The following is a 24,592-nucleotide window of genomic DNA, read 5'->3' as shown; positions in this document are numbered from 1 at the left end:
GGTTGTGCCGCGTGTTGCGCCATTGTGAAGGTGCTTCTCACATTCTGCGGCAAACCGTCTTGATACAGATCAAGGCGTTGTCCGGCGCAGTTTTGCATTTAAGGCTCAGAAAAAATCTGTCTGACGCGACCCAGAGAATCGTGTCGGGCAAGGAAAAGGGACGCAAGATGTCTAATTATATCAAGCTGATCGCGCTTGGTTTGGTCACGCTCTTTGCGATGATCGCGACCAATTACGCGCGGGATTTGGCCTATCAGGTTCATGCGATCATCATCATGATCGTGGCTGGTGGGCTGTTTCTATACACCCTACAACACACCGATGAGCCTGTGACTGCAACGGGATCGTTACAGGGCGAGTACTTTGACAGTGTTGTACGCGCCGGTGTGGTCGCAACCGCGTTCTGGGGTGTGGTCGGGTTTCTGGTCGGGGTGTTCATCGCCTTCCAGCTGGCCTTTCCGGTCCTGAACTTCGAATGGGCACAGGGGCTGGCGAACTTTGGGCGGCTCCGTCCATTGCATACCTCGGCGGTGATTTTCGCCTTTGGCGGTAACGCGCTGATTGCGACATCTTTTTATGTGGTGCAGCGCACCTCGGCCGCCCGTCTCTGGGGGGGCAATCTGGCGTGGTTTGTGTTCTGGGGCTATCAGCTCTTCATCGTGCTGGCGGCGACCGGATATCTCTTCGGCTCGACCCAGTCGAAGGAATATGCCGAGCCGGAGTGGCACGTTGACCTGTGGCTGACCATCGTCTGGGTTGCCTATCTCGCGGTGTTCCTGGGCACCGTTATCAAGCGCAAGGAGCCGCATATCTATGTGGCCAACTGGTTCTACCTCGCCTTTATCGTCACCGTGGCGATGCTGCATCTGGTCAACAACATGACCATTCCGGTCAGCATCTGGGGATCCAAATCCGTGATCCTTTGGTCCGGTGTGCAGGATGCGATGGTGCAGTGGTGGTATGGCCACAATGCCGTCGGATTTTTCCTGACTGCGGGGTTCCTTGGCATGATGTATTATTTTGTGCCCAAGCAGGCGGAACGACCGGTGTTTTCATACAAGCTGTCGATCATCCACTTCTGGGCGTTGATCTTCCTTTATATCTGGGCGGGGCCCCACCATCTGCATTACACCGCGCTGCCGGATTGGGCCTCGACCCTTGGCATGGTGTTCTCCATCGTGCTGTGGATGCCCAGCTGGGGCGGCATGATCAACGGCCTGATGACACTGTCGGGTGCCTGGGACAAGCTGCGCACCGACCCGGTGATCCGTATGATGGTGATCTCGATCGGCTTTTATGGCATGTCCACCTTTGAAGGTCCGATGATGTCGATCCGCGCGGTGAACTCGCTGTCGCATTACACCGACTGGACCATTGGTCACGTTCACTCCGGTGCGCTTGGCTGGAACGGCATGATTACCTTTGGTGCCCTCTACTTCCTAGTGCCGGTTCTGTGGAAACGTGAGCGCCTCTATTCGCTCAGCCTGGTGTCCTGGCACTTCTGGCTGGCGACAATCGGCATCATTCTCTACGCGGCGTCGATGTGGGTGACCGGCATTATGGAAGGCCTGATGTGGCGTGAAGTGGATGCCAACGGGTTCCTTGTGAACTCCTTTGCCGACACCGTGGCTGCAAAGTTCCCGATGTATGTGGTGCGCGCCCTCGGCGGGGTCCTGTTCCTCGCTGGTGCTCTGATCATGTGCTACAATCTCTGGATGACCGTACGACGGGCGCCGGCCAAAGAGGCCAGCCTGACCGTTGCGGTTCCGGCTGAATAAGGAGGGCCGGACAATGGCAATTCTCGACAAACATAAAATCCTCGAGACCAATGCGACCCTCCTTCTGGTGTGCAGCTTTCTGGTTGTCACCATCGGTGGGCTGGTCCAGATCGCACCGCTGTTCTGGCTGGAAAACACCATCGAAGAGGTGGAAGGCATGCGCCCCTACACCCCGCTGGAGCTGGCCGGGCGTGACATCTACATCCGCGAAGGCTGCTATGTCTGCCACAGCCAGATGATCCGCCCCATGCGGGACGAAGTGGAACGTTACGGTCCTTATTCGCTGGCAGCGGAGTCGATGTATGACCATCCCTTCCAGTGGGGGTCCAAACGGACCGGCCCGGATCTGGCCCGTGTGGGTGGCCGCTATTCTGACGAATGGCACGTGGATCACCTGCGCGACCCGCAGTCGGTTGTCCCGGAATCGGTGATGCCCAAATATGGCTTCCTTGAGAACAACCGGATTGACGGCGAATACATCGGCGATGTGATGGCGGCGAACGCTTTTGTCGGTGTGCCCTATTCCGACGAGATGCTGGAAAATGCAGAGGCCGACTTCCGCGCCCAGAGCAATCCCGACGCCGATTATGACGGGCTTCTGGAGCGCTATGGCGAGAAGGTCAGCGTACGCAATTTCGACGGTCAGCCTGGGATCTCCGAGGCCGACGCGCTGATCGCTTATCTGCAAATGCTGGGGACTTTGGTTGATTTCTCGACCTTCACCCCCGCAGCCAACCGCTGATTGGAGGCAGGCATGGATATCTACACTCTGCTTCGGGAATTTGCGGACAGCTGGATGTTGCTCTTTCTGTTCGTGTTTTTCCTGGCTGTTGTGATCTGGGCGTTCCGCCCCGGCAGCAGCAAGGTCTACAAGGACACCGCCAACATCCCCTTCCGGCATGAAGACAAACCCGCCCCAGAAATGGGTAAAGCCAAGGAGGCGCGGTCATGAGCAAGAAAGTGAAGAAGTTCGAGGACGATCCGAATACCACCGGCCACAGCTGGGACGGGATCGAGGAGTTCGACAACCCGATGCCACGTTGGTGGCTCTGGACCTTTTACGCGACCATTATCTGGGGCATTGGCTATACCATCGCCTATCCGGCCTGGCCGGGCATCCAGTCTGCGACTGCCGGTGTGTTGGGCTGGAACTCGCGGGCGCTGGTGGCAGAAGAAATCGCCGCTGTGAACGAGGCGAATGCCCCGATCAACAGCCGCCTTGAGGAGATTGAGCTTGCGTCGATTTCCACCGATCCCGAGCTGAACGGCTACGCGGTCTCGGCTGGTTCTGCGGTGTTCAAGACCTGGTGCGCCCAGTGTCACGGTGCCGGTGCCGCCGGGGCCAAAGGGTATCCGAACCTGTTGGATGACGATTGGCTTTGGGGCGGATCGATCGAGGATATCCACGCGACGATCGCCCATGGGATCCGCAACGAAGAAAGCGACGAGGCGCGTTATTCGGAGATGCCGGCCTTTGGTCGCGATGAGTTGCTGGAGAAGGAAGAGATTGATCAGGTCGTGAACTTCGTGATGTCGCTTTCGGGCGATCCTCAGGATGCGACGAAGGTGGAGGCGGGTGCGGTGGTCTTTGCCGACAATTGCGCCTCCTGCCACATGGACGACGGTACCGGTGACCGTTCACAGGGCGCTCCGAACCTGGCCGATGCCATCTGGCTCTATGGCGGGGATTACGCAACCCTGACAGAGACCGTCCACAATTCACGTTACGGGGTCATGCCAAACTGGAACACGCGTCTGACCGAGGCGCAGATCCGCGCGGTTTCGGCTTATGTGCACCAGTTGGGTGGCGGCGAATAGCTCTGCCTGTTTCGTGTCGCTGGATATGATCTCTGGGGCTGCCTTCGGGCGGCCCCATCTGCGTTTTGATAAGGCGAATTGTGACGCATTTTTTTCTTGAAGCTACAGTTGCTGTAGGGTTTAGCAGGGTGGGGCAACCAGATAGGTGACCTCATGTCAGATACCCGCTTCCTTACCGCAACCTCTATGCTGGATATCACCGCGCCAGCAATTTCTGCTTTGATTTCAGCGCGTGGCTGGCAGCAGCTCGCACCCGCTGACCGGATCGGCGCCGCCTATACCTACGTCCGCAATGATATTCTGTTTGGCTATAACATCGCTGATACGCGGACGGCATCGCAGGTTCTGGCGGACGGCTACGGCCAATGCAATACCAAGGCAACCCTGCTGATGGCGCTGCTGCGGGCGCTTGGCATTCCGTGCCGTCTGCATGGCTTCACCATTGATAAGAGCCTCCAGCGCGGTGTTGTACCCGAACTGGTGTATTGGATGGCTCCGCGCAATATCCTGCATTCTTGGGTTGAGGTTCAGCTGGACGGCCAATGGATCAACCTGGAGGGTTTCATCCTGGATCAGGGCGTGCTCGGGGCTTTGCAGGCGGCATTTCCGGGGCGCGACACGCTATGTGGCTATGGCGCTGGCACCGATTGCCTGCAAGCGCCGATGGTCGTATGGCAAGGGCGCGACACCTATATTCAGAAAACCGGGATCAATGCAGATCTTGGTGTGTTCGATAGCCCGGATGCCTTCTACGCCCGCCACCGGCAGGACCTGCGCGGCATACGCGGTTGGCTCTATCGGAATGCCATTCGTCATTGGATGAACCATCGGGTCGCCGGGATCCGTCGCGGGCAGGTGCCGGTACTGCCAGGTGGGAGCAGTACATTGGAACCGCAGTTCTCCAGTCCGCTTCTTACCGCGGACACCGGCCCGTATTCAACAGAGGGAGAGTAGATTTTGGCCGGTCTTTGATCCCGGTCAAATACAATGGACGGGATGCCGGATAGTCTTGCCTCATCAGACAGTGCCACCGATGTGCCCTTTCCAGCGCCGGTGGCCGTCCAGTCCGCTACCTGTCTTGCAGGTAAACGGACCCAGCGTCGGCTTTTCGATCTGTTCGCGCGTTTCCTGAAAAGCCGACGCTCTCGCTTTCCCAAGCGTTCATCTCCATATGCGGTGCCGGTTGCTCAGCCGATTGGGTTCTATCCCGCTGGCCACAATCACGCTAGGCTTGTTCCCGGAGCGCGGGACCGGTGACATCTCGCGGCTGCGCCCTGGTGTCACATCTGCGACGTGGCGACGCGGCCGACCGCGGGGAGAGGAGCGCAAAGGCCTCTACTTTATGGATTTATTGGGCGCGCCGTGGTTTCGGACGGAATGCCGCGCCCGGTTGACGATGTCGTCACGACGGCAAAGATGTGTTCCGCATACGCGTTTGATCCACGTCAAGGTTCGTCCGGGGCGCATCTGGGACAACCGCTGCAACAATGCAAGATTTGGAGTGAGTCCGTGAGCGATTCCGATCCCGCCCCCAGCCTATATGCCGCCAGAGAGCCGATTTTCCCCCGCCGCGTGTCCGGCGCCTTTCGTAACCTGAAGTGGTATATCATGGCGGTAACGCTGGGGATCTACTACCTAACGCCATGGATCCGCTGGGACCGTGGTCCGGCGCTGCCTGATCAGGCGGTGTTGCTGGACCTGGCCAATCGGCGGTTTTACTTCTTCTGGATCGAAATCTGGCCGCATGAGTTCTATTTCGTTGCAGGCTTGCTGATCATGGCAGGGCTGGGGTTGTTTCTGTTCACCTCGGCGCTGGGGCGTGTCTGGTGCGGCTATGCCTGCCCGCAGACGGTCTGGACGGATCTGTTCATCCTGGTCGAGCGCTGGGTCGAGGGGGATCGGAACGCGCGCCTTCGCCTGCACCGCCAACAGAAGCTGGATTTTCGCAAGGCGCGTCTGCGGATCACCAAGTGGGTGCTCTGGCTGTTGATTGGTCTCGCAACCGGGGGGGCCTGGGTCTTCTATTTTGCAGATGCACCGACGCTGCTGCATGATCTTGTCACCGGGAATGCCCACCCGGTCGCTTATACCACTATTGCCATCCTGACCGGGACCACTTTCCTGTTCGGTGGTTTTGCGCGTGAGCAGATCTGTATCTACGCCTGCCCCTGGCCACGCATTCAGGCGGCGATGATGGACGAGGATACGCTGACCGTCGGCTACCGCGAATGGCGGGGAGAGCCGCGCGGCAAACCGCGCAAGACCGATGAGCCGGGGCTGGTCCACGGCGATTGCATCGACTGTATGGCCTGCGTCAACGTCTGCCCGATGGGGATCGACATCCGCGATGGTCAGCAGATGGAATGTATCACCTGTGCGCTTTGCATAGACGCCTGCGATGATGTGATGGAACGGATCGGTAAGCCGCGCGGGCTGATCGATTATATGGCGCTCAGTGACGAGGCGAATGAGCGCGCAGGCCATCCACCCAAGAACATCTGGAAGCATATCCTGCGCCCGCGTACGCTGATGTATACGGCACTCTGGGGGGGCGTTGGTCTGGTGCTCCTGTTTGCCCTGTTCATCCGTTCGGACATCGAGTTGACGGTGGCCCCGGTGCGCAACCCGACCTTTGTGACGCTCTCGGACGGCTCGATCCGTAACACTTATGATGTGCGGTTGCGGAACAAGACTGGAGAGCCACGCCCGTTTGAACTTTCGATCAAGGGAGCGCCTGGCATGCAGCTGACGCTGGAAGGCATTGATGGCTCGATCGTTACGGTGCCTGCCGATACCAGCCTGCTTCAGCGCGTTTATATCGTGGCACCGAAATCCGCCGATGCCGCCGCAGCGCGCAGCACGCCGGTGCGGATCTGGGTTGCAGATATCGACAATGGAGAACGTGCGTATAAGGATACCAGCTTTAACGGGAACGGGAGCAGCCAATGACCGAGGGCAAACCGACACGACAGTTCACCGGCTGGCACGCGCTTATGATCTTCGGCGGCGCCTTCACCGTGATCATCGCTGTCAATATCGCACTGGCGGTCAATGCGGTGCGGACGTTTCCCGGGCTGGAGGTCAAGAACAGCTATGTCGCGAGCCAGAGCTTCGATGCCCGTCGCGATGCGCAGCAGGCTTTGGGCTGGTCAGTCTATGCCTCGGCCGCCGGGGATCAGGTGAAACTGGAGATCACCGATGCCAATGGCGCACCGGTTGAGGTGGCACATTTGGCAGCGACACTCGGCCGTGCCACCCATGTGAAGGATGATCAGACACCTGATTTTCGCTTTGACGGTACGGCCTATGTCGCAGCTGCGCAGCTGAGCGCGGGCAATTGGAACATCCGAATGGTGGCCCGGGCCGAGGATGGCACCGAATTCACGCAGCGGGTCATCCTGCATGTGGCGCGGTAACTGGCCATGAGCACCGCCTTTGGCCCCCAACTGGCCGCATGCCCCGGCTGCGTCGCAGCGCCAAACGGCGCGGTTGAGCAGGCGCCGACCGAGGCACGTCTGGCCCTGTCGCTGCCCAGTATTCATTGTCAGGCCTGCATCTCCACGGTGGAGCGGGGTCTGAATGCGGTGCCGGGCGTGCGGAGCGCTCGGGTCAATCTCACTCTGAAACGCGCGCTGATTGAGGCCGATCCCGAGGTGCGTGCGCTTGATCTGGTGCCAGTATTGGAACAGCTTGGGTTCGAGGCGCACGAGCTTGACCTGTCGGCGTTGGGCGCGACCGAGACCGATCAGGCGGGACGTGAGCTGCTGATGCGTCTGGCGGTGGCCTTCTTCGCGTCGATGAATGTGATGCTGCTGTCGGTCTCGGTCTGGTCAGGGGCAAGCGATGCAACCCGTGACATGTTCCACTGGATCTCTGCGGCGATCACCTTCCCGGCGATCCTCTTCGCCGGGCAGCCCTTTTTTCGCAACGCCTGGCAGGCCTTGCGGGTGGGGCGGCTCAATATGGATGTGCCGATTGTTCTGGCAATCGTCCTGGCGCTGGTGACCTCTCTGTGGGAGACCTCGCTCTCTGGTGAACACGCCTATTTCGACGCGGCGCTGACATTGACGTTCTTCCTGCTGGCGGGTCGCTATCTGGACCATCGTACCCGCGCTGTGGCGCGTTCTGCGGCCGAGGAACTGGCGGCACTGGAGGTCCCGCGCGCCCTGCGGCTGGATGAGGCCGGGCAACCGGCGGAGGTTGCCGTTGCCGATCTGGCCATTGACGATCGTATTCTGGTACGCCCGGGCGGTCGGATGCCTGTGGATGGTGTCGTCCTGGACGGGCAGTCGGAACTGGATCGCTCTTTGCTCACCGGTGAAACGCTGCCGGTTTTTGCCGAAGTTGGGAGCCTTGTTTCGGCGGGTGAGGTCAATCTGACCGGACCCTTGATTGTGCGCGCGACCGCCGTCGGGGCCGAGAGTTCCCTGCATCAGCTTGCCGATCTGGTCGCCATCGCAGAGTCCGGGCGGTCACGCTATACCTCGCTGGCGGATCGCGCGGCGAAGCTATATGCGCCCGGGGTTCATATCCTGTCCGCGCTGGCCTTCCTTGGCTGGTATCTCTTTACCTTCGACATGCGAGTGGCGCTGAATATTGCCGCTGCGGTGCTTATCATCACCTGTCCCTGCGCGCTGGGGCTGGCGGTCCCTGCGGTGACAACTGCGGCCTCGGGGCGGCTGTTCAAGAAAGGCATGTTGATCAAACACGCAACTGCGCTGGAACGTCTCGCTGAGGTCGATATCGTAGTTTTCGATAAGACCGGCACGCTGACCAATGGCAACCCTCAATGCGATGACTTCGACCAGCTGTCTCTGCCAGATCAGCGGTTGGCCTATGCGCTGGCACAGGGGTCTGATCATCCGCTGTCGGTTGCAATCTGCCGTGCTGCGGAACAGGCCGGGATTGAGCCTGCGTGGCTGACAAGGCAGGAAGAGATGCCGGGATTTGGCACCGAGGGGCAGCACGGGGGGCAGCGGGTGCGTCTGGGGCGCGCGGCATGGGTTGGCGCGGCGCCGGGGCAGAAGACCGCCGCCTATCTTGATCGCGGTGATGGTGCGCCACAGGCTTTGACGTTTTCGGATAGTCTGCGTCCCGGCGCCGCTGCGGCAGTAGAAGCGTTGCAGGCGGCGGGAAAGGACGTCTGGCTGATTTCGGGTGACACTGAAGGAGCGGTGAGCGAACTTGCAGGCCGCCTCGGGATCCAGAACTGGATGGCCTCCGCCTTGCCGCAGGATAAATGCGATCAGGTCTCGGCCCTCTCCAGCGCGGGCCACCGGGTGCTGATGGTCGGTGATGGTTTGAATGACACTGCCGCGTTGGCGACAGCACATGTGTCCATTTCGCCCGCTTCGGCGCTGGATGCAGCGCGGGTTGCGTCGGATATCGTTCTGCTGGGACAGGATCTGGCCCCCATAGCCGAGGCCTGTAATGTCGCGCAGAAGGCAACACGACGCATTCGCGAGAACTTTCGCATTGCGACACTCTACAATGTGATCGCGGTTCCCTTGGCGGTGGCAGGGCTTGCGACCCCTCTTGTGGCTGCCTTGGCGATGTCGACATCGTCGATTACAGTATCCCTAAACGCGTTGCGCCTGCGCTGATGATGACCGCAGGCGACCGGCAGGCCAATTCAAGAGAGCCAAGATGAGCGTACTTACCTATCTGATACCGATCTCCCTTTTCCTGGGGGGCGTGGGACTTGTCGGTTTTCTCTATACGGTGCGCTCGAACCAATATGACGATCCAGAAGGTGATGCGCGCAGGATTCTCAGCGACGAATGGGATGATCACCCCAAGCCGTGATTGAACGCTCGAGTGACGGCATGGACCTGCAAAAGAAAAGGCGCCAGAAGGCGCCTTTTCCTATTGGCTTTGTCGCCCGCTTCAGGAGGGGCCGACCGTTTCGCAGGTGATGTTGCGGGCAGAGAGGCGGCGGCAGGCGAGGGCCGCACTCTCCTTGGTCATGCCAAGAAAATTGGCATCAAAGCCACGAGGTGTCTTAACAACTTTGCGCAGGCTGCCATCGAGGGTTGCCATTTCGGCAAGTGCCGTGCGCAGCAGCACTTTTTCGGCCTGATAGCGGCTGCCGTAGCGGCCCACGTTGATACCCCAGTAGCGCCCGCCCGAGGTCGAGAGCCGGGTGACAACCACCGGTTCCGGCTCGGCTGCGGTCTGGTTCGTGGCCAGCCGTGCGGGACGGGCCATGGGGCGCAGACCTACAAAGGGGCGTGGCCTGGCAATCGGAGCAGCCGTTTGTTCGGCTACGGCCGCCACGATTTCTGCCTCGGCGATGGCAGCCGTGATGCTGGCCTGTAGAACATCGCGATCCAGCTTCGGCGGTGCCTCTGCTGCAGGGATTTCGCTGGTGGTCGTCTCGGTCTCAGCCTCGGTCTGAGCCTCGGCCAGCACTGTTGCGGCCTCAGGTTCAGCGGCGCCTGGACGGCGTCTGGGGCGCAGGCTGGTTTTCACCAGACCCGAGACGCGAATGGTCTTGCCCGCCGCCCCGACGGCAGCCGGTTCGTCAGCGCTGGCCAGCTGGGTGCCAAGACCATGATTGCCCTGATAGGGCGGGCGCGCCGGCCGCCGCAATTTGGCGCTGCTTGGCGCGCGGCGAAACCCAAGATCGAGGAGTTCGGCGACTTTGGCATTACGAGAGGTTGATGATTTGCCGCCAAAAACAGTGGCAATGATCCGTTCGTTGCCACGTTCTGCGGAGGCGACGAGATTGAAACCTGCGGCCCGGGTGTAGCCGGTCTTGATCCCGTCGGCACCGCGATAGGCCGCAAGAAGACGACGGTTGGTGTTGGGCACGTTGCGCACACCGGCATCCGCCGAACGGCGCGAGAACAGATTGTAATACTCGGGATAATCATAGAGCAGATGCCGCCCGAGCGTGGTCATGTCACGCGCGGTGGACAGATGCCCGTTCTGGGTGAGGCCATGGGCGTTCTTGAAGGTGGTGCGAGACATCCCAAGCGCCTTGGCCGTGCGGGTCATGCGGCGGGCGAAGGCGGCTTCGGATCCGGCGAGTGTCTCGCCAATGGCAGTGGCGGCATCATTGGCGGATTTTACGGCAGCGGCCCGAATTAGGTAGCGAAAGGCGATGCGCTGTCCGGCCTTCAAACCCAGTTTCGACGGTTGCTCGGATGCGGCGTTACGGCTGATCTTCACCTCTGTATCGAGGCTAATCTCGCCGTTGCGAATGGCTTCAAACGCAATATAGAGCGTCATCATCTTGGTCAGCGAGGCCGGGTGCAGCCGGGTGTCTGCATTTCGGGAGTGCAGGACTTCGCCCGTCCGGGCGTCGATGACCATCGCGGCATAGGGGGCTGCCATCGCACTGGGCGGCGCAGTTGCGACCATCGATAGGAAAATAACCAGTCCCAAGACCCAACGCCCCAAACGGGAATACACCCGCAAAGCGCGGATCAGCGGAGTCCGCCTGACCTGCACGATATCTGCCATTTTTGCCTCTTGTCGCCGGTTTTCCGACTGACGTTTTTGCCTGTATTAAAAAAGCGTAGCACAGGGTCACTTTGGAATAAACAGCCCGGTTTTTAAGGAAAAATCGAGTTCAGAGTTTGCTCTTCGACATCTAGTGGTGCGCAGCGATGATGACCACTAGATCGGCGGTTGGTTAAAGAAGTGTTAGCGAAAAAAATTGCCGCGGCGCGTGCTATTGGCGGTTGCACGCCTGCGTCTGGTGCCCTGCTGCAACAAGGCACGGCCGACACGCCGCCCATTGAGCGATTCCAGCAGGGCATGACGGGCTGAATCCGCGAGTCTGTCAGGGGTGATGCGGTCCTGTCGTGTAGAAAGGGCCCATGTAGGCCAGCTCCAGAGAAAAGGCGCAGGGGGTGGAGATTCGTGCTGTGATTGCGGTTTTCAACGCCGCAAGCAGCCTGTTGGAAAACGCGGCATCGCGATGGGGTTTCACCAGAACGGAGACCTTCACCACAACATGGCTGTGATGATAGGCGTCGGTCGGATAGCCGCGTCCCTTGCAATCACCGGCCCCATCGTCGTGGGATAGGATGACCTGTTCGATTTCTGCCAGGATCGCGGGGATGTCGAGATCCAGATCGCTGCTGTATTTGATTTCGGCGTGAGGCATTGGTGTGTCCGTTTGTTAGGTGATGAAGGCGAGAGTCGCGACAGCGCGGATCAGCCGATCTCGGCCACCAGCGCGGGCAGTGCGCCCAGATCCGCGATTTCGGTGTATCGAGGGCTATGGGTCGGCGCCGGAGCAAACTCGACCTCCCAGATCAATCCATGCGGCACATATGTGCCCCAGCCGCCTGCCTCGATTGCCGGGACCACGTCCGAGCGCATGGAATTGCCAACCATCATCGCCCGCTCCGCGCCATCGCCGTGGCGCAGGAAAATATCGGCATAGATCTGCGGCGTCTTCTCCGAGACGATTTCGACCCCGTCGAACAGATCACCCAGCCCGGATTGCGCCAGCTTGCGCTCCTGATCCAGCAGGTCGCCTTTTGTGACCAGCACTACGCGGTGGCTGTCGGCCAGAGCTTCAACCGCTGTCCGCGCGTTCTCTAACAGCTCGATAGGGTAGGATAGCATCATCTGCCCGGCGGTGATCAGCTCCTGTATGACGCAGGCAGGCACCTGGGCCTCTGTCACGTCAATGGCGGTTTCAATCATCGACAGGGTGAACCCCTTAACGCCGTATCCATAACGCCCGAGGTTCTGTTTTTCCGCTGCCAGCAGCCGCTCCCCCAAAGCCTGCGAATCGAGATCATCGGGAACGTGATCCATCAGCAGTTCGGCAAAGCGGTCCTGGGTGATGCGGAAAAATCGTTCATTATGCCAAAGGGTATCATCGGCATCGAAGCCAATTGTTGTCAATTTTCGAGTCAATCCGACACTCTCAATCCCTTTTCCTATCCATCAGAAAGGCTATATAAGCGGGACATCAAAATCCATCCACGATCGGAAGTCTGTGCCAATGCTGCCTACGCCAGTTATGATGTCGGATCATTCAGATGACGATACCGATCTCGGTGTCCTGACCAAGACCCGACCCAAAACGCAGCGTCCGCCGCGCTACAAGGTGCTGTTGCTGAATGACGATTACACTCCGATGGAGTTCGTGGTCATGGTGCTGGAACGGTTCTTCAGCATGACCCATGCCGAGGCCTTCGAAGTGATGCTCACCGTTCACAAGAAAGGCGTCGCGGTGGTCGGCGTTTTCAGCCATGAGATCGCCGAGACAAAAGTGGGGCAAGTGATGGATTTTGCCCACCGCCATCAGCATCCGTTGCAATGCACGATGGAAAAAGAAGAATAAAAAGAGGCTTTTAGATGTCTGTTCGCCTGTCCCTGGCCGTCGAGACGGGCGGATTTTCCATGCCCGACTCCGGCCGCATCGTTGTGTTTCACCCGCTGTCCGACCTTGACCTGTCGGCGCTGCCAAAAGAGCGGCTGCTGATCGTACAACCCTTTGCGCCCGATCATATTGCGCTGGCGGGCCAAGGCTACGATTGCGTGCCCGAACTGCCTGCGGACGAGCGGTTCGCGGCAGCGGTTGTTCTCTTGCCACGGGCGAAGGCTCTGGCGCGCGCGCTGTTGGCCAAGGCCGCCGGGGTCTGCGACGGCCCCGTGCTTGTCGATGGTGGCAAGACCGATGGGGTCGATTCGGTGCTGAAGGCGCTGCGTGCCCGCACCGAAGTGTCGGCCCCGATATCAAAGGCACACGGCAAGGCGTTCTGGTTCGACGCGACGCACTCCGATCTGGCGGACTGGCAGGGCGCAGCTGCCCAGGTCGAGGGTGGTTTTCAGACGGCTCCCGGTGTGTTCTCCGCCGATGGCATTGATCCGGCTTCGGCTCTGCTGGTCGCCGCACTGCCGGAGAAGCTGGGCCGCAATGTGGTCGATCTTGGGGCTGGGTGGGGCTATCTCGCCGCTGCGATCCTGCAACGCGAGGGCGTGGCGGCGCTGCATCTGGTTGAGGCCGATCATAATGCCCTCAGCTGCGCACGAAAGAACGTCAGCGATCCCCGCGCCCACTTCCACTGGGCCGATGCCCGCAGCTGGTCTGCGCCAGAACGGGTCGATTGCGTCATCTCCAATCCGCCGTTCCACACCGGGCGCACGGCAGAACCGTCGCTCGGACAGGCGTTTATCACTGCGGCGTCCGGTATGCTGGCACCGTCAGGGTCGCTCTGGATTGTTGCAAACCGGCATCTGCCCTATGAGGCGACGCTTACCGAGCAGTTCGTAACAGTCGATGAGGTCGCCGGGGACAATCGGTTCAAGGTTCTGCGGGCCAGCCGACCGCGTCGTCACCGTCGCTGACAACGACCAAACACAAAGGGTGGTTCCCTTGTTTCTGTCGGCAGTCTAGGTTGCTGAAAAACGGGCTGGTGCCGTGGCGCCCCCCGGATCCTGACGGAGATCATTCATGTCTTTTTCCATTTCCGGCAAAACGGCCATCGTCACCGGTTCGGCCAGTGGCATCGGTCTTGCCATTGGCAAACAATTCGCAGCAGCCGGTGCCAATGTCATGTTTGCCGATACCGATGAGGCGGCGCTGCTGAGCGAGCTTGGCACGCAAGCGGATGAAAGCAATATCCGGTACTTTGCCGGGGACCTTCGGGAACGGCTGACCATTGCCAATCTTTTGTCGGCAACCATTGATGCCTTCGACGATATCGACATCCTGGTCAATGGCGCACGGCAGGTGGTGCCGACCGATCCGCTGGACCCGGAAGACAAGTCGATGGAGCTGCTGCTCAACGAGACGCTGTTGCCGACCATGCGCCTGTCGCAACAGGTGGCACGGCGGATGATCAAACAGGGTGAGCAACGCGACAATGGCGGGCCCAATGGCGCCATCATCAATCTGTCATCCATCGCCGCGCGCCGCTCGCACCCGGAACTGCTGGCCTATTGTGTGGCCTCGGCTGCGCTTGATCAGTTGACCCGGTCGCTGTCGGTTTCGCTGGCCCCTCATAGGATCCGGGTCAACTCCATTGCGTTCGGCTCTGTAATGAGCGCGTCGATGCAGGCGACGCTCAAGGATAATCGCGCCTATCGGCAGGATATCGAACGCCATACCCCCTTGGGGCGTATTGCCTCTCCCAGTGAACTGACCGAGGCGGCGCAGTTCCTGGCCTCTGACGCGGCGGCTTTTATGACCGGCCAGATCGTTACCCTGGACGGTGGCCGCACGCTGCTGGACACTGTCGCGGTGCCGGTCCATTAAGCGGCTTTCACCTTTGCGCATATAGGCGACCAGATGAGCATTGAAATGATCGACGAAAAAGCCCGAGCGGCAGCTTGGTTCAGATCCTTGCGTGATACGATTGTGGCCGCCTTCGAGGCGCTGGAAGACAGCCATGCCAGCGGCCCTTTCAGTGATCAGCCTGCCGGCCGTTTCGAGGTCAGCGAAACCACGCGCTCTGCCGAGGATGGCAGTGATGCCGGTGGTGGCCTGATGAGCGTGATGCGCGGCGGTCGCGTCTTTGAAAAGGTCGGCGTGAATATCTCTGAGGTCTACGGCACATTGGGTGAGCGCGCGCAGAATGCCATGGCGGCGCGCAAGGGCATTCCGGGGATGAAGGACGATCCGCGCTTCTGGGCCTCTGGCATCTCTCTTGTGGCACATATGCAGAACCCTCATGCCCCCGCGGTCCATATGAACACGCGGATGTTCTGGACCCCGCATGCCTGGTGGTTTGGCGGGGGGTCCGACCTGAATCCATGTATCGAATACGATGAGGACACCGCCCATTTCCACCGCATGCAGGAACAGCATCTGGCGGCCCATGGCGCCGGGCTGTATCCCCAGCTCAAGGCCTGGGCGGATGAGTATTTCTACATCCCTCACCGGCAGAGGGCGCGCGGGGTTGGCGGCATCTTCATGGATGACCGCAACAGCGGCGACTGGGAGGCGGATTTCGCCCTGACGCAGGATATTGGCCGCGCCTTCCTTCCTGCCTATCTGCCGTTGGTCGAAAAACGCAGGCCGATGGCATTCGGCGCAGCGGAGAAAGACGTCCAGCTGGTCCATCGCGGCCTCTATGCCGAGTATAATCTGGTCTATGACCGCGGCACCAAATTCGGCCTGGAGACCGGCCATGACGCCAATGCCGTCCTGATGAGCCTGCCGCCGATGGCGAAATGGGTCTGATCAAGGCGCGCGATCTCCTGCTGATGGCGCGGGCGCGCTGTCTTGATCATTGCTCTGAACGGGCTGGCGGGCTTTACTGAACCAAAGCGAAAATCGCAGAGATCGGGCAGGTCGGGATGAGCAGATTTTGGTGGGTGCTTGCAGGGATGATGGTCCTTGCCGCTTGTAGCGGCCGAACAACACCGGTTGCGCCACCGACACCGCCAATAGGCCAGCCGGTTCAGCCCGGAGAAACCACCGCTAGCCTTGCCGCGGCGCGGGCGCGGCTGATCACCCACCCTAAATTCGCCGACAGCGATCCGCACCCCTGGGACGGGCGCACGCCATGGTCGTACCCCATCCATGGCATCGACGTCTCACGCTGGCAGGGGGACATCGACTGGCGCCGGGTTCGGGCTGCAGGCATCAGCTTTGCCTATCTGAAGGCAACTGAAGGCGGTGATCTCACCGATCCGAAATTCCGCGATCACTGGCGTGCCGCACGACAGGCGGGCGTCAAACGCGGCGCCTATCATTACTTCTACTTCTGCCGCCCGGCCGCGGAACAGGCGCGCTGGTTCATCCGTCATGTCCCCCGCGACAGCGCGGCCCTGCCGCATGTGCTGGACATGGAGTGGACGCCACATTCTCGCACCTGCACCAAACGTCCCTCCGGCGCCAGGGTGCGGGCGGAGGCAAAGCGGTTTCTGGACCTTCTGGAAGCGCATTATGGCCAGCGGCCTGTGCTCTACACGACGGTGGATTTCTACCGTGAGACCAGCATCGGCCGCCTGCGGGATACTGAGTTCTGGTTGCGCTCGGTCGCGGATCACCCGCATGTCACCTATCCCGGTGCGCTCTGGCGGTTCTGGCAATATACCGGCACCGGACGCGTGCCCGGGATCGCTGGCAACGTCGACCTCAACGTCTTTGGCGGCGGGCCAGAGCGTTGGCTGCGGTGGTCGGGGCAGATCTGAGCTGCACCGGTCGGGCCATCTTCTGGCTCAAAATATCCCGGAGCGCGAGGCAGCGCCTCGCATTCTACTGCCGATCCTGGTGCTTCCAGTCGAAAAAGCCCGCTCCGGCTTGCGCCAGAAGTTTCGCGGCCATCTCGCGGCCCAGCTCCGCACCGTCTTCGAGCGCACAGGTCTGATCGTCATTGATCGCTTCCGATCCGTCAGGGCGCAGGACTTCGCCGCGCAGCCTCAGGCTGTTGCCCTCCAACGTCGCAAGACCAGCGATCGGGGTCTCGCAAGAGCCATCCAGCGCGGCAAGAAATGCGCGCTCGGCGGTCAGGCGCAGCCCGGTCTCGCGGTCATGCAGAGCCGCCAGCATATCACCGATACGGCTATCGCCCTGTCGGCGCTCAATGCCAATGGCACCCTGGGCGACGGCGGGTAGCATGTCTTCTGGGGGGATGGCGGTTGCCGGAACCTGATCGGCGCCAAGACGGTTGAGCCCGGCCATCGCCAGAAAGGTGCATTCGGCCACACCATCGCGCAGTTTGGTCAGCCGTGTCTGCACATTGCCACGAAATTCCACAACCTTGAGATCGGGACGCCGATGCAGAAGCTGTGCGCGCCGCCGCAGTGAGGAGGTGCCGACAACGGCGCCTTCGCGCAGCTCCGCGATGGATGAGACATTGGCGCAGATGAAAGCATCACGCACGTCTTCACGCGGCAGATAGGTGTCCAGCAGCAACCCCGCAGGCTGCGCTACGGGCATGTCCTTCATGGAATGCACTGCAATGTCGATGGCACCGGACAGCAGGTCCTCTTCGATCTCCTTCGTGAACAGCCCCTTGCCACCCAATGTCTTCAGCGGTTTATCTGCCGCGATCAGCGCCTGATTGTCACCGCTGGTCTTGATCACGACAATGTCGAATGCGTCCTGTGGCAGATCGAAGGCGGCCATGAGCCGGGCGCGGGTTTCATGGGCCTGGGCCAGCGCCAAAGGCGAACCGCGGGTGCCGATTTTCAGGGGCGAAGCGGGGGAGGGCAGATCGATCTGTGTCATATATCGACCCTTAATCGCGACATAATGCCATGACAAGCACCGGTCCTGCTGCCCTTGACAATTTGCCGCCAAGGCTAGACCTCAGATGCAACACAGATATGAGGGTGATCATGGCCGAACAGAAGAAGCTGCTGCGCGCATTGGCGGGCGAGACACAGGATGTGCCGCCGATCTGGATGATGCGCCAGGCGGGCCGCTATTTGCCCGAGTACCGCGCCACCAGGGCTGAGGCCGGCGACTTTCTGTCGCTCTGCTATAATCCGGAACTGGCGACTGAGGTGACGCTGCAGCCGATCCGTCGCTACGGTTTCGATGCAGCGATTCTGTTTGCCGATATCCTCTTGGTGCCGCAGGCACTCGGGGCTGATCTTTGGTTCGTGACCGGCGAGGGGCCGCGCCTGTCGACGGTCACAACGGAGAGCGATTTTGCCAAGTTGGGACCGGTCAGCGACATCCATGAGACGCTGAACCCGATCTATGAAACCGTGCGGCTGCTCTCGGCTGCCTTGCCCCGCGAAACCACGCTGATCGGCTTTGCCGGAGCGCCCTGGACCGTCGCGACCTATATGATCGCGGGACGCGGCACGCCGGATCAGGGGCCTGCGCATCTGCTGCGTCAGGAAAACAATCCGCTGTTTGAGGCGCTGCTGGACCGTATCACTGAGGCGACGATCGAATATCTCTCGATGCAGATCAAAGCCGGTGCCGAAGTGGTCAAGATCTTTGACAGCTGGGCAGGATCGCTGAGTGGCGAGGCGTTTGAGAAATACGCATTGGCTCCCTGCCGCCAGATCACTGCCGCGCTGAAACAGCGCCATCCCGAAATTCCTGTGATCGGTTTCCCGCGTGAGGCGGGGGAAAAATATGTCGGTTTTGCCAAGGCGACGGGTGTCGATTGTGTGGCGCTTGATAACTCCGTTGACCCCGAATGGGCGGCGGCCAATGTGCAGGTTGACGGCTGTGTTCAGGGCAATCTTGCCTCGCGCCATATGGTGACGGGGGGGCAGGAGCTGATTGATGACACCCACCGTATCGTCAAAGCTTTCGGCAAGGGGCCGCATATCTTTAACCTCGGCCACGGGATCACCCCGGACGCCGATCCGGACAATGTGCAACGGATGATCGACGCGGTGCGCGGCAGCTGACCGGGCTGAACAGAGCTGTCCGGCGATCATGTTCGTCTTGCGCGCTGAGGCCAATTGCGGCATCAGCGCGTTTTCCACTCACGCCGAAAGGGCAAGTCGATGGATTACAAGAAATCTGGAGCCCCCAGAATGGGCAAAAACAGCCCGCGTCATCAGGAGCATAATGCCAAGGGCAGCGCCAAGAACCCCTATGGTGCGCGCGAAACCAAAGCCGAACTCCTGGCGCGGATGAAAGCAGCGGCGGAGAAGGCCAAGAAAGACAGCTGATCCTAGCGCTGCCGTTGCCTCAGCTCCGCCAGTATCTCGGAAGTGTGCTGGCCACGTGCCGGGGCCGGTGGGACCTCCCAGCTGTCCTGACCAGAGAACCTTGGCGCCGCAGCGGCCTGAAGGCCATTCTCAGCTGTTACCCAGGTCCTGCGCTGGTTCATCGGATGTGCCTCTGCCTCGATGGGTGACAATACCGGTGCCACGCAGGCGTCGCTGCCCTTGAATAGCCTGTCCCAGTGGTCGCGCGGCTGCGCGGCAAAGATACCGGCCAGCCTTGCGCCCAGCACCGGCCAGAGGCTTTTGTCGTGCTGCCGGGCGAATTGGGCATCCTCGCTCAGATCGAGGCGCGACAGAAACTCGGCGTAAAACTGTGGTTCCAGACATTGCACGCTGATGTACCCGCCATCGGCGCAGACATAGCAGCGGCTCCAATGCGGCCCATCCAGCAGGCTCTTCCCACGCAGGCTGCTGAACTGTCCGGCCTGCTGCAATGTCATCAACAGGTTCATCATATGGGCCGAGCCATCGTAAATCGCGGCATCGACGACGCATCCGGCTGGCGTGTCGCCGTGACGGGTTTCGCGCCTTACCAGCGCTGCCAGAATACCCGCGACCAGATAAAGCGCGCCACCGCCGATATCGCCCACCAAAGTTGCCGGTGGCTGGGGAGGGGTGCCGGGCGTTGCATCATACCAAAGCGCCCCGGACAGCGCGATATAGTTCAGGTCGTGACCGGCGGTTTCGGCCAAGGGGCTATCCTGCCCCCATCCGGTCATACGCCCATAAATTAGGTCGGGGTTGCGGGCGTGACATGTGATCGGCCCCAGCCCCAGCCGCTCCATAACACCGGGTCGAAAGCCCTCGACCAGCGCATCGGCAGTCTCGACGAGATGCAGCAGCGTATCGACGTCAGCCGGCGATTTCAGATCCAGCGTGATGGAGCGTTTGCCGCGATCAATGATCGGATGTGCAGGCATCAAACCCGCGCCCTCGCCTTTGCGGTGAACGCATATGACATCCGCACCAAGATCCGCCAGCATCATCGCGGCGAAGGGCGCAGGGCCCAGCCCTTCGATCTCGATTACACGAATTCCTGTCAGCATGGCGGGCCTCCTGTCGGGTAATGTCGGATGATGTCGCGACCTTGCTGTCAGCCTAGCGGCTTTCTGCCCGGCCCCAAGAAGACCGTTGCGGCACATCCCGAATACTGCTGTTTTCGGATCAGATTTTTCTGAAGAAAGCGCTTGAAGCTCCAGCTGCTGTAGCAATTACATAAGCAGCCGACACGATGTGATGACAAAAAAGGTGACATTGGAATGGCTAGGGATGCGATTGAGCAGCTGGAGTGGCGGGTAACCGGAATGGACTGTGGGTCCTGCGCGACCAAGGTGCGTGGCGCGGTTGAGCGACTGCCGGGTGTCAGCGGCGTCGAGGTCGCCATGATGTCGGAGCGGCTGCGCCTGGAGCTTGATCCACGCCAAGGCTCGGTGATGGCTGTCGAGAAGGCGGTGCGCGGGCTGGGGTTTGGTGTCACGGCAAGCAGCACTGCACCAGCTGGCACCTCTGCGCCCTGCCGTGGCGGCGTACAGCACGCCGATGCCGCCGATGCAGTGGCCCCGCCTTGGTATCACAGTGCCAAGGGGCAATTACTGCTGGTGACGGGGCTGCTGCTGGCGCTGGCCTGGAGCATTAAGCTGCTGGCATCGCCTACGGTTGGTCTCTGGGCGTTCATGCTGGCGACCCTGATCGGAGTGGCTCCTGTGGCGCGGCGTGCCTTTGCGATGCTGCGGGCGGGGATGCCCTTTACCATTGAAATGCTGATGTCGATCGCAGCGATTGGCGCCCTGTTTATCGGTGCTGCCGAAGAGGCGGCACTGGTGGTGTTTCTCTTTTCCGTGGGTGAGATGCTCGAAGGCCTTGCTGCCAACAAGGCGCGGGATGGTATCCGGGCGCTTGCGGATTTGGTGCCAAAGACGGCGCTGCTTGAAGGTGGTGACACCCTGGAGGAGATCGCCGCAGATCGCCTGCGGGAGGGGCAGATTGTCGTGGTGCGCCCAGGTGACCGCGTGCCTGCGGATGGCGAAGTGATCGACGGTATCTCGGGCGTCGACGAAAGTCCGGTGACGGGCGAGAGCGTGCCCAGCCTCAAGGAACCGGGATCCGAAGTCTTTGCCGGATCCATCAACACCCAGGCGGTGCTGCGGGTGCGGGTGACCCGCGCCGCAGCCAACAACACCATTTCGCGGATTATCCGGCTGGTGGAAGAGGCAGAAAGCGCCCGTGCGCCGACAGAGCGTTTCATCGACCGCTTCAGCCGGATCTATATGCCGATCATCGTGGGTATCGCGCTGCTGGTCGCATTGGTGCCGCCGATGGTCTTCGCGATGGATTGGGACACATGGATCTACCGCGCCCTTGCCCTGTTGTTGATCGGGTGTCCCTGTGCCCTGGTGATCAGCGTACCCGCTGCCATCGCTTCGGCGCTGTCGTCCGGTGCGCGCCATGGTCTGCTTCTGAAAGGGGGCGCAGTGATCGAGGCCGCCGCCCGCACCACAGATGTTGCATTCGACAAGACAGGCACGCTGACCTGTGGGCGACCTCAGGTCACCGATATCGTTGTGGTTCAGGGCAGTGAGGGCAGCGTTCTGCAACTCGCCGCAGCGGTCGAGCGGGAGTCGAGCCACCCTCTGGCCGAGGCGATCTATGCTCGAGCTGTCGAAGCCGGGGTAGATATTCCGCCGGTGCAGGAAGCCCACGCGGTGCCGGGGAAGGGGGCCTCTGCCAAGCTCGGGTCGGTTGTCATCACCGTCGGATCGCCGCGCTTTGCCGCAGAAACAGGTGTGATGGCGCAGGCTTCCATGGTGAAGGCTGCCGAGCTTGAAGCCGAGGGGAAGACCGTTGTCGCCCTGTTCAGCGACGAGGTTCTATATGGATTGATCGCGCTCAGGGACGAGCCGCGCGAAGATGCGGTGGAAGCGATGCGCGCGCTCCGACAGATGGGGATCACCGCAACGATGCTGACAGGGGACAATGCCCGCACGGCAGCCGCTATCGCCGGCCAGCTGGGGATTGATCACCGTGCAGAGCTGATGCCGCAGGACAAGGTAGCGGCCCTGCAAGAGCTGACACAGCGCGGTCAGGTCATGATGGTCGGCGATGGGATCAATGATGCGCCCGCGCTTGCGACAGCGCAGGTTGGTGTCGCGATGGGGTCTGGCACGGATGTGGCCCTTGAGACCGCAGATGCCGCGATCCTGCGCAACCGGGTCAGCGATGTGATCGGCATTATTCGCCTGTCGCGCGCCACTTTGACGAATATTCGCCAGAACGTTGCCGTGGCACTGGGGCTGAAAGGCGTGTTTCTCGTGACATCGGTTCTGGGGATCACGGGCCTGTGGATCGCGATTCTGGCCGACACTGGCGCCACGGTCCTGGTGACGCTTAATGCGCTGCGGCTGCTGTCTTTCAGACCCTCGCCAACGTCGAAGGAGAGCTAAGCACAGGCGTGGGCGACAGGCGCCGACTGAGGGAGAGATCAATAATGCGGAGGACGTTCGTCGCCAATGACAACCCCGCCGCCACCGTCCTGCTCGCGTGAAGCTTCCCGCTGAAACAGCATGGCGACACGATGGGTCAGCCGGTCAATCTCGGATTGCTGCCGGTTGACCACATCGCTTAGCTCATCGACGGTGCGCGTCAGGTGGGCGATCTGTTCTTCGAGATGTTGCATCGGTTTCTCCCTTCGGGTCTGCCGCTGTCATAGGGGCAGTTGCGTGCAGGGTCCATGCTCGGTTGTGCCAACGCCGCCGCTTTGGGTTGCATGGAGATCAGGCAACAACGGCACGGCCATAGGGCCTGCGCGCTCTGCCGCCTTGCTGTTGGGCCGCCCTTGGGCTAGACCGCCGGGCGAGTATCTGACCCATTTGACACCCCGAGGAGGCCAAGATGGCCAAAGTCAAGAAACAGCCCCGCCCCAAGGCGATCACGCCGAAGGGCTTCCGTGACTATTTCGGCGAAGAGGTGAGCCAGCGCAGCGAGATGTTGCGGGCCATTGCGGGTGTCTATCATCATTACGGGTTTGATGCGCTGGAGTCTTCGGCGGTGGAAACAGTCGAGGCACTGGGCAAGTTTCTGCCCGATGTCGATCGCCCGAACGAGGGTGTCTTTGCCTGGCAGGAATATGACGAAAGCGGCAACGGCGACTGGATGGCGCTGCGCTACGACCTGACCGCTCCGCTGGCACGGGTCTATGCCCAGCACCGCAATGATCTGCCGACGCCTTACCGCCGCTATGCGATGGGGCCGGTCTGGCGCAACGAGAAACCGGGTCCGGGCCGCTATCGCCAGTTCTACCAGTGCGACGCAGATACCGTTGGAACCGCCTCCATGGCCGCCGATGCCGAGATCTGCGCGATGTTGTCCGACACGCTGGAAACCGTCGGCATTCCGCGCGGTGACTATCTGGTGCGGGTGAATAACCGCAAGGTGTTGAATGGCGTGCTTGAGGCGATGGGCCTTGAGGCGGGCGACAGCAAACGCGACGACGTGCTGCGCACCATCGACAAATTCGACAAGGTGGGCGAGGCTGGTGTGCGTGAGCTGCTGACCAAGGGGCGTCTTGATGCCTCCGGTGCCTTCATCGACGGCGTTGGCCTAAGCGATGACCAGGCAGCACCCGTGCTGGCGTTCCTGACCTCCAAGGGCGCTGACGCCGCCAAGACCCTTGCCAACCTGCGCGCCGCCATTGGGGGTAGTGCGATTGGCGCGGAGGGGGTCGCCGAGCTGGAGCAGATCGGCGATCTGCTGGCCGCTGGTGGGTATGGCGCCGACCGCATCGATATCGACCCTTCGGTCGTGCGGGGCCTCGGCTATTATACCGGCCCGGTTTACGAGGCCGAACTCACCTTCGAGATTCTGGATGAGAAGGGCCGTAAACGGCAGTTCGGCTCGGTTTCGGGCGGTGGGCGTTTCGACGATCTGGTGAAGCGCTTCACGGGTCAGGAAGTCCCGGCGACCGGCGTCTCCATCGGTGTTGATCGGCTCTTGGCCGCGCTGCGCGAGAAAGGCCGGATCGAGGCAAAGACCACCGGTCCCGTTGTGGTGACGGTGATGGATAAGGCGCGTATGGCGGATTACCAGACCATGGTGGCCGAGCTGCGCAATGCAGGCATCCGGGCTGAGGTCTATCTTGGCAATCCCAAGAACTTCGGCAACCAGCTGAAATACGCGGACAAGCGCAACTCGCCCATAGCGGTGATCGAAGGCGGCGAGGAAAAAGATCGCGGTGTGGTGCAGATCAAGGATTTGATCCTCGGCGCGCAGATTGCCGAGAACGCCACCCTCGAAGAGTGGAAAGAGCGTCCGAGCCAGTTTGAGGTGCCACGCGGTGATCTGGTCGCCAAGGTGCGCGAAATCCTTGCAGGGCAGGGCTGAAC

The 24,592-nt window shown here is 61.0% G+C and carries 24 protein-coding genes; 18 read left to right on the top strand and 6 right to left on the bottom strand.

Annotated features, from left to right (window positions below):
• The first annotated feature begins 167 nt into the window (after positions 1-167).
• The 9 genes from ccoN to ccoS all read left to right on the top strand — a co-directional run bounded on the left by ccoN (position 168) and on the right by ccoS (position 9,401).
• The gene (ccoN, locus tag VWZ85_RS09505; RefSeq protein ID WP_340546717.1) at positions 168-1,778 is read left to right on the top strand and encodes a cytochrome-c oxidase, cbb3-type subunit I; all 1,611 of its coding nucleotides are present in this window, start codon (positions 168-170) and stop codon (positions 1,776-1,778) included.
• A 13-nt stretch (positions 1,779-1,791) separates the two neighbouring features.
• The gene (ccoO, locus tag VWZ85_RS09500) at positions 1,792-2,520 is read left to right on the top strand and encodes a cytochrome-c oxidase, cbb3-type subunit II (RefSeq protein ID WP_340546718.1); all 729 of its coding nucleotides are present in this window, start codon (positions 1,792-1,794) and stop codon (positions 2,518-2,520) included.
• A gap of 12 nt (positions 2,521-2,532) precedes the next feature.
• Positions 2,533-2,730, top strand: coding sequence for a cbb3-type cytochrome c oxidase subunit 3 (locus VWZ85_RS09495; protein WP_340546719.1), 198 nt, complete (start codon positions 2,533-2,535; stop codon positions 2,728-2,730).
• Entirely contained in the window at positions 2,727-3,596 is an 870-nt protein-coding gene (ccoP, locus tag VWZ85_RS09490) for a cytochrome-c oxidase, cbb3-type subunit III (protein ID WP_340546720.1), read from the top strand. Before VWZ85_RS09495 ends, ccoP begins: the two co-directional genes overlap by 4 nt.
• Positions 3,597-3,749: 153 nt before the next feature.
• Positions 3,750-4,550: a transglutaminase-like domain-containing protein gene (locus tag VWZ85_RS09485; RefSeq protein ID WP_416588029.1), complete on the top strand. Its 801-nt coding sequence runs from the start codon at positions 3,750-3,752 to the stop codon at positions 4,548-4,550.
• Between the two features lie 555 nt (positions 4,551-5,105).
• Positions 5,106-6,545 carry a cytochrome c oxidase accessory protein CcoG gene (ccoG, locus tag VWZ85_RS09480; RefSeq protein WP_416588027.1) on the top strand — a complete coding sequence of 480 codons (1,440 nt, stop codon included), beginning with the start codon at positions 5,106-5,108 and terminating at the stop codon, positions 6,543-6,545.
• The gene (locus VWZ85_RS09475) at positions 6,542-7,012 is read left to right on the top strand and encodes a FixH family protein (protein WP_340546723.1); all 471 of its coding nucleotides are present in this window, start codon (positions 6,542-6,544) and stop codon (positions 7,010-7,012) included. The genes ccoG and VWZ85_RS09475 overlap by 4 nt, the downstream gene beginning before the upstream one ends.
• A gap of 6 nt (positions 7,013-7,018) precedes the next feature.
• On the top strand, positions 7,019-9,199 hold the full coding sequence (locus tag VWZ85_RS09470; RefSeq protein ID WP_416588025.1) for a heavy metal translocating P-type ATPase: 2,181 nt from the start codon (positions 7,019-7,021) through the stop codon (positions 9,197-9,199).
• Positions 9,200-9,242: 43 nt separating this feature from the next.
• Positions 9,243-9,401 (top strand): cbb3-type cytochrome oxidase assembly protein CcoS, encoded by a 159-nt coding sequence (gene ccoS / locus VWZ85_RS09465; RefSeq protein ID WP_024095921.1) that lies wholly within the window; start codon positions 9,243-9,245, stop codon positions 9,399-9,401.
• Positions 9,402-9,482: 81 nt separating this feature from the next.
• Here ccoS and VWZ85_RS09460 read toward each other — a convergent pair whose 3' ends face one another.
• The 3 genes from VWZ85_RS09460 to VWZ85_RS09450 all read right to left on the bottom strand — a co-directional run bounded on the left by VWZ85_RS09460 (position 9,483) and on the right by VWZ85_RS09450 (position 12,476).
• Complete coding sequence (locus tag VWZ85_RS09460) at positions 9,483-11,063, bottom strand: D-alanyl-D-alanine carboxypeptidase family protein (RefSeq protein ID WP_416588022.1); 1,581 nt, start codon at positions 11,061-11,063, stop codon at positions 9,483-9,485.
• 322 nt (positions 11,064-11,385) lie between these two features.
• Positions 11,386-11,712 carry a hypothetical protein gene (locus VWZ85_RS09455; RefSeq protein WP_416538221.1) on the bottom strand — a complete coding sequence of 109 codons (327 nt, stop codon included), beginning with the start codon at positions 11,710-11,712 and terminating at the stop codon, positions 11,386-11,388.
• Between the two features lie 50 nt (positions 11,713-11,762).
• Positions 11,763-12,476, bottom strand: coding sequence for an HAD family hydrolase (locus tag VWZ85_RS09450; RefSeq protein ID WP_416534605.1), 714 nt, complete (start codon positions 12,474-12,476; stop codon positions 11,763-11,765).
• 88 nt (positions 12,477-12,564) lie between these two features.
• On the opposite strand from VWZ85_RS09450, the gene clpS reads away from it, so the two are divergent.
• The 5 genes from clpS to VWZ85_RS09425 all read left to right on the top strand — a co-directional run bounded on the left by clpS (position 12,565) and on the right by VWZ85_RS09425 (position 16,706).
• Positions 12,565-12,906, top strand: a complete 342-nt coding sequence (gene clpS / locus VWZ85_RS09445; protein ID WP_340546728.1) for an ATP-dependent Clp protease adapter ClpS — start codon at positions 12,565-12,567, stop codon at positions 12,904-12,906.
• Positions 12,907-12,920: 14 nt separating this feature from the next.
• Positions 12,921-13,913 carry a class I SAM-dependent methyltransferase gene (locus tag VWZ85_RS09440; RefSeq protein WP_416588020.1) on the top strand — a complete coding sequence of 331 codons (993 nt, stop codon included), beginning with the start codon at positions 12,921-12,923 and terminating at the stop codon, positions 13,911-13,913.
• 106 nt (positions 13,914-14,019) lie between these two features.
• A complete protein-coding gene (locus VWZ85_RS09435) occupies positions 14,020-14,823 on the top strand; it encodes an SDR family NAD(P)-dependent oxidoreductase (RefSeq protein WP_340546730.1) in 804 nt (267 codons plus the stop codon).
• Positions 14,824-14,856: 33 nt separating this feature from the next.
• The gene (gene hemF / locus VWZ85_RS09430) at positions 14,857-15,750 is read left to right on the top strand and encodes an oxygen-dependent coproporphyrinogen oxidase (protein WP_340546731.1); all 894 of its coding nucleotides are present in this window, start codon (positions 14,857-14,859) and stop codon (positions 15,748-15,750) included.
• 116 nt (positions 15,751-15,866) lie between these two features.
• Complete coding sequence (locus VWZ85_RS09425) at positions 15,867-16,706, top strand: GH25 family lysozyme (RefSeq protein ID WP_416588018.1); 840 nt, start codon at positions 15,867-15,869, stop codon at positions 16,704-16,706.
• A gap of 64 nt (positions 16,707-16,770) precedes the next feature.
• Here the strand turns inward: VWZ85_RS09425 and hemC are convergent, their stop codons facing one another.
• A complete protein-coding gene (gene hemC / locus VWZ85_RS09420; RefSeq protein WP_340546733.1) occupies positions 16,771-17,745 on the bottom strand; it encodes a hydroxymethylbilane synthase in 975 nt (324 codons plus the stop codon).
• 110 nt (positions 17,746-17,855) lie between these two features.
• Here hemC and hemE point away from each other — a divergent pair, with 110 nt between their 5' ends.
• Together hemE and VWZ85_RS09410 are read left to right on the top strand one after the other, a co-directional pair.
• Positions 17,856-18,890: a uroporphyrinogen decarboxylase gene (hemE, locus tag VWZ85_RS09415; RefSeq protein WP_416588070.1), complete on the top strand. Its 1,035-nt coding sequence runs from the start codon at positions 17,856-17,858 to the stop codon at positions 18,888-18,890.
• A 129-nt stretch (positions 18,891-19,019) separates the two neighbouring features.
• A complete protein-coding gene (locus tag VWZ85_RS09410) occupies positions 19,020-19,157 on the top strand; it encodes a hypothetical protein (protein WP_340546850.1) in 138 nt (45 codons plus the stop codon).
• A gap of 2 nt (positions 19,158-19,159) precedes the next feature.
• Here VWZ85_RS09410 and VWZ85_RS09405 read toward each other — a convergent pair whose 3' ends face one another.
• On the bottom strand, positions 19,160-20,260 hold the full coding sequence (locus VWZ85_RS09405) for a CaiB/BaiF CoA transferase family protein (RefSeq protein ID WP_416588016.1): 1,101 nt from the start codon (positions 20,258-20,260) through the stop codon (positions 19,160-19,162).
• Between the two features lie 213 nt (positions 20,261-20,473).
• Here VWZ85_RS09405 and VWZ85_RS09400 point away from each other — a divergent pair, with 213 nt between their 5' ends.
• Positions 20,474-22,654 carry a heavy metal translocating P-type ATPase gene (locus tag VWZ85_RS09400; RefSeq protein ID WP_416588014.1) on the top strand — a complete coding sequence of 727 codons (2,181 nt, stop codon included), beginning with the start codon at positions 20,474-20,476 and terminating at the stop codon, positions 22,652-22,654.
• A gap of 38 nt (positions 22,655-22,692) precedes the next feature.
• Here VWZ85_RS09400 and VWZ85_RS09395 read toward each other — a convergent pair whose 3' ends face one another.
• Complete coding sequence (locus tag VWZ85_RS09395) at positions 22,693-22,887, bottom strand: SlyX family protein (protein ID WP_340546737.1); 195 nt, start codon at positions 22,885-22,887, stop codon at positions 22,693-22,695.
• A 215-nt stretch (positions 22,888-23,102) separates the two neighbouring features.
• On the opposite strand from VWZ85_RS09395, the gene hisS reads away from it, so the two are divergent.
• A complete protein-coding gene (gene hisS, locus VWZ85_RS09390; RefSeq protein WP_416588012.1) occupies positions 23,103-24,590 on the top strand; it encodes a histidine--tRNA ligase in 1,488 nt (495 codons plus the stop codon).
• The last annotated feature ends 2 nt before the right edge of the window (positions 24,591-24,592 follow it).

Source organism: Phaeobacter sp. JH20_29 (genome assembly GCF_048056175.1).
Lineage (GTDB): Bacteria > Pseudomonadota > Alphaproteobacteria > Rhodobacterales > Rhodobacteraceae > Phaeobacter > Phaeobacter bryozoorum.
Note: the sequence above shows the minus strand (reverse complement) of the source record. Positions and strands in the feature narration are given on the sequence as shown.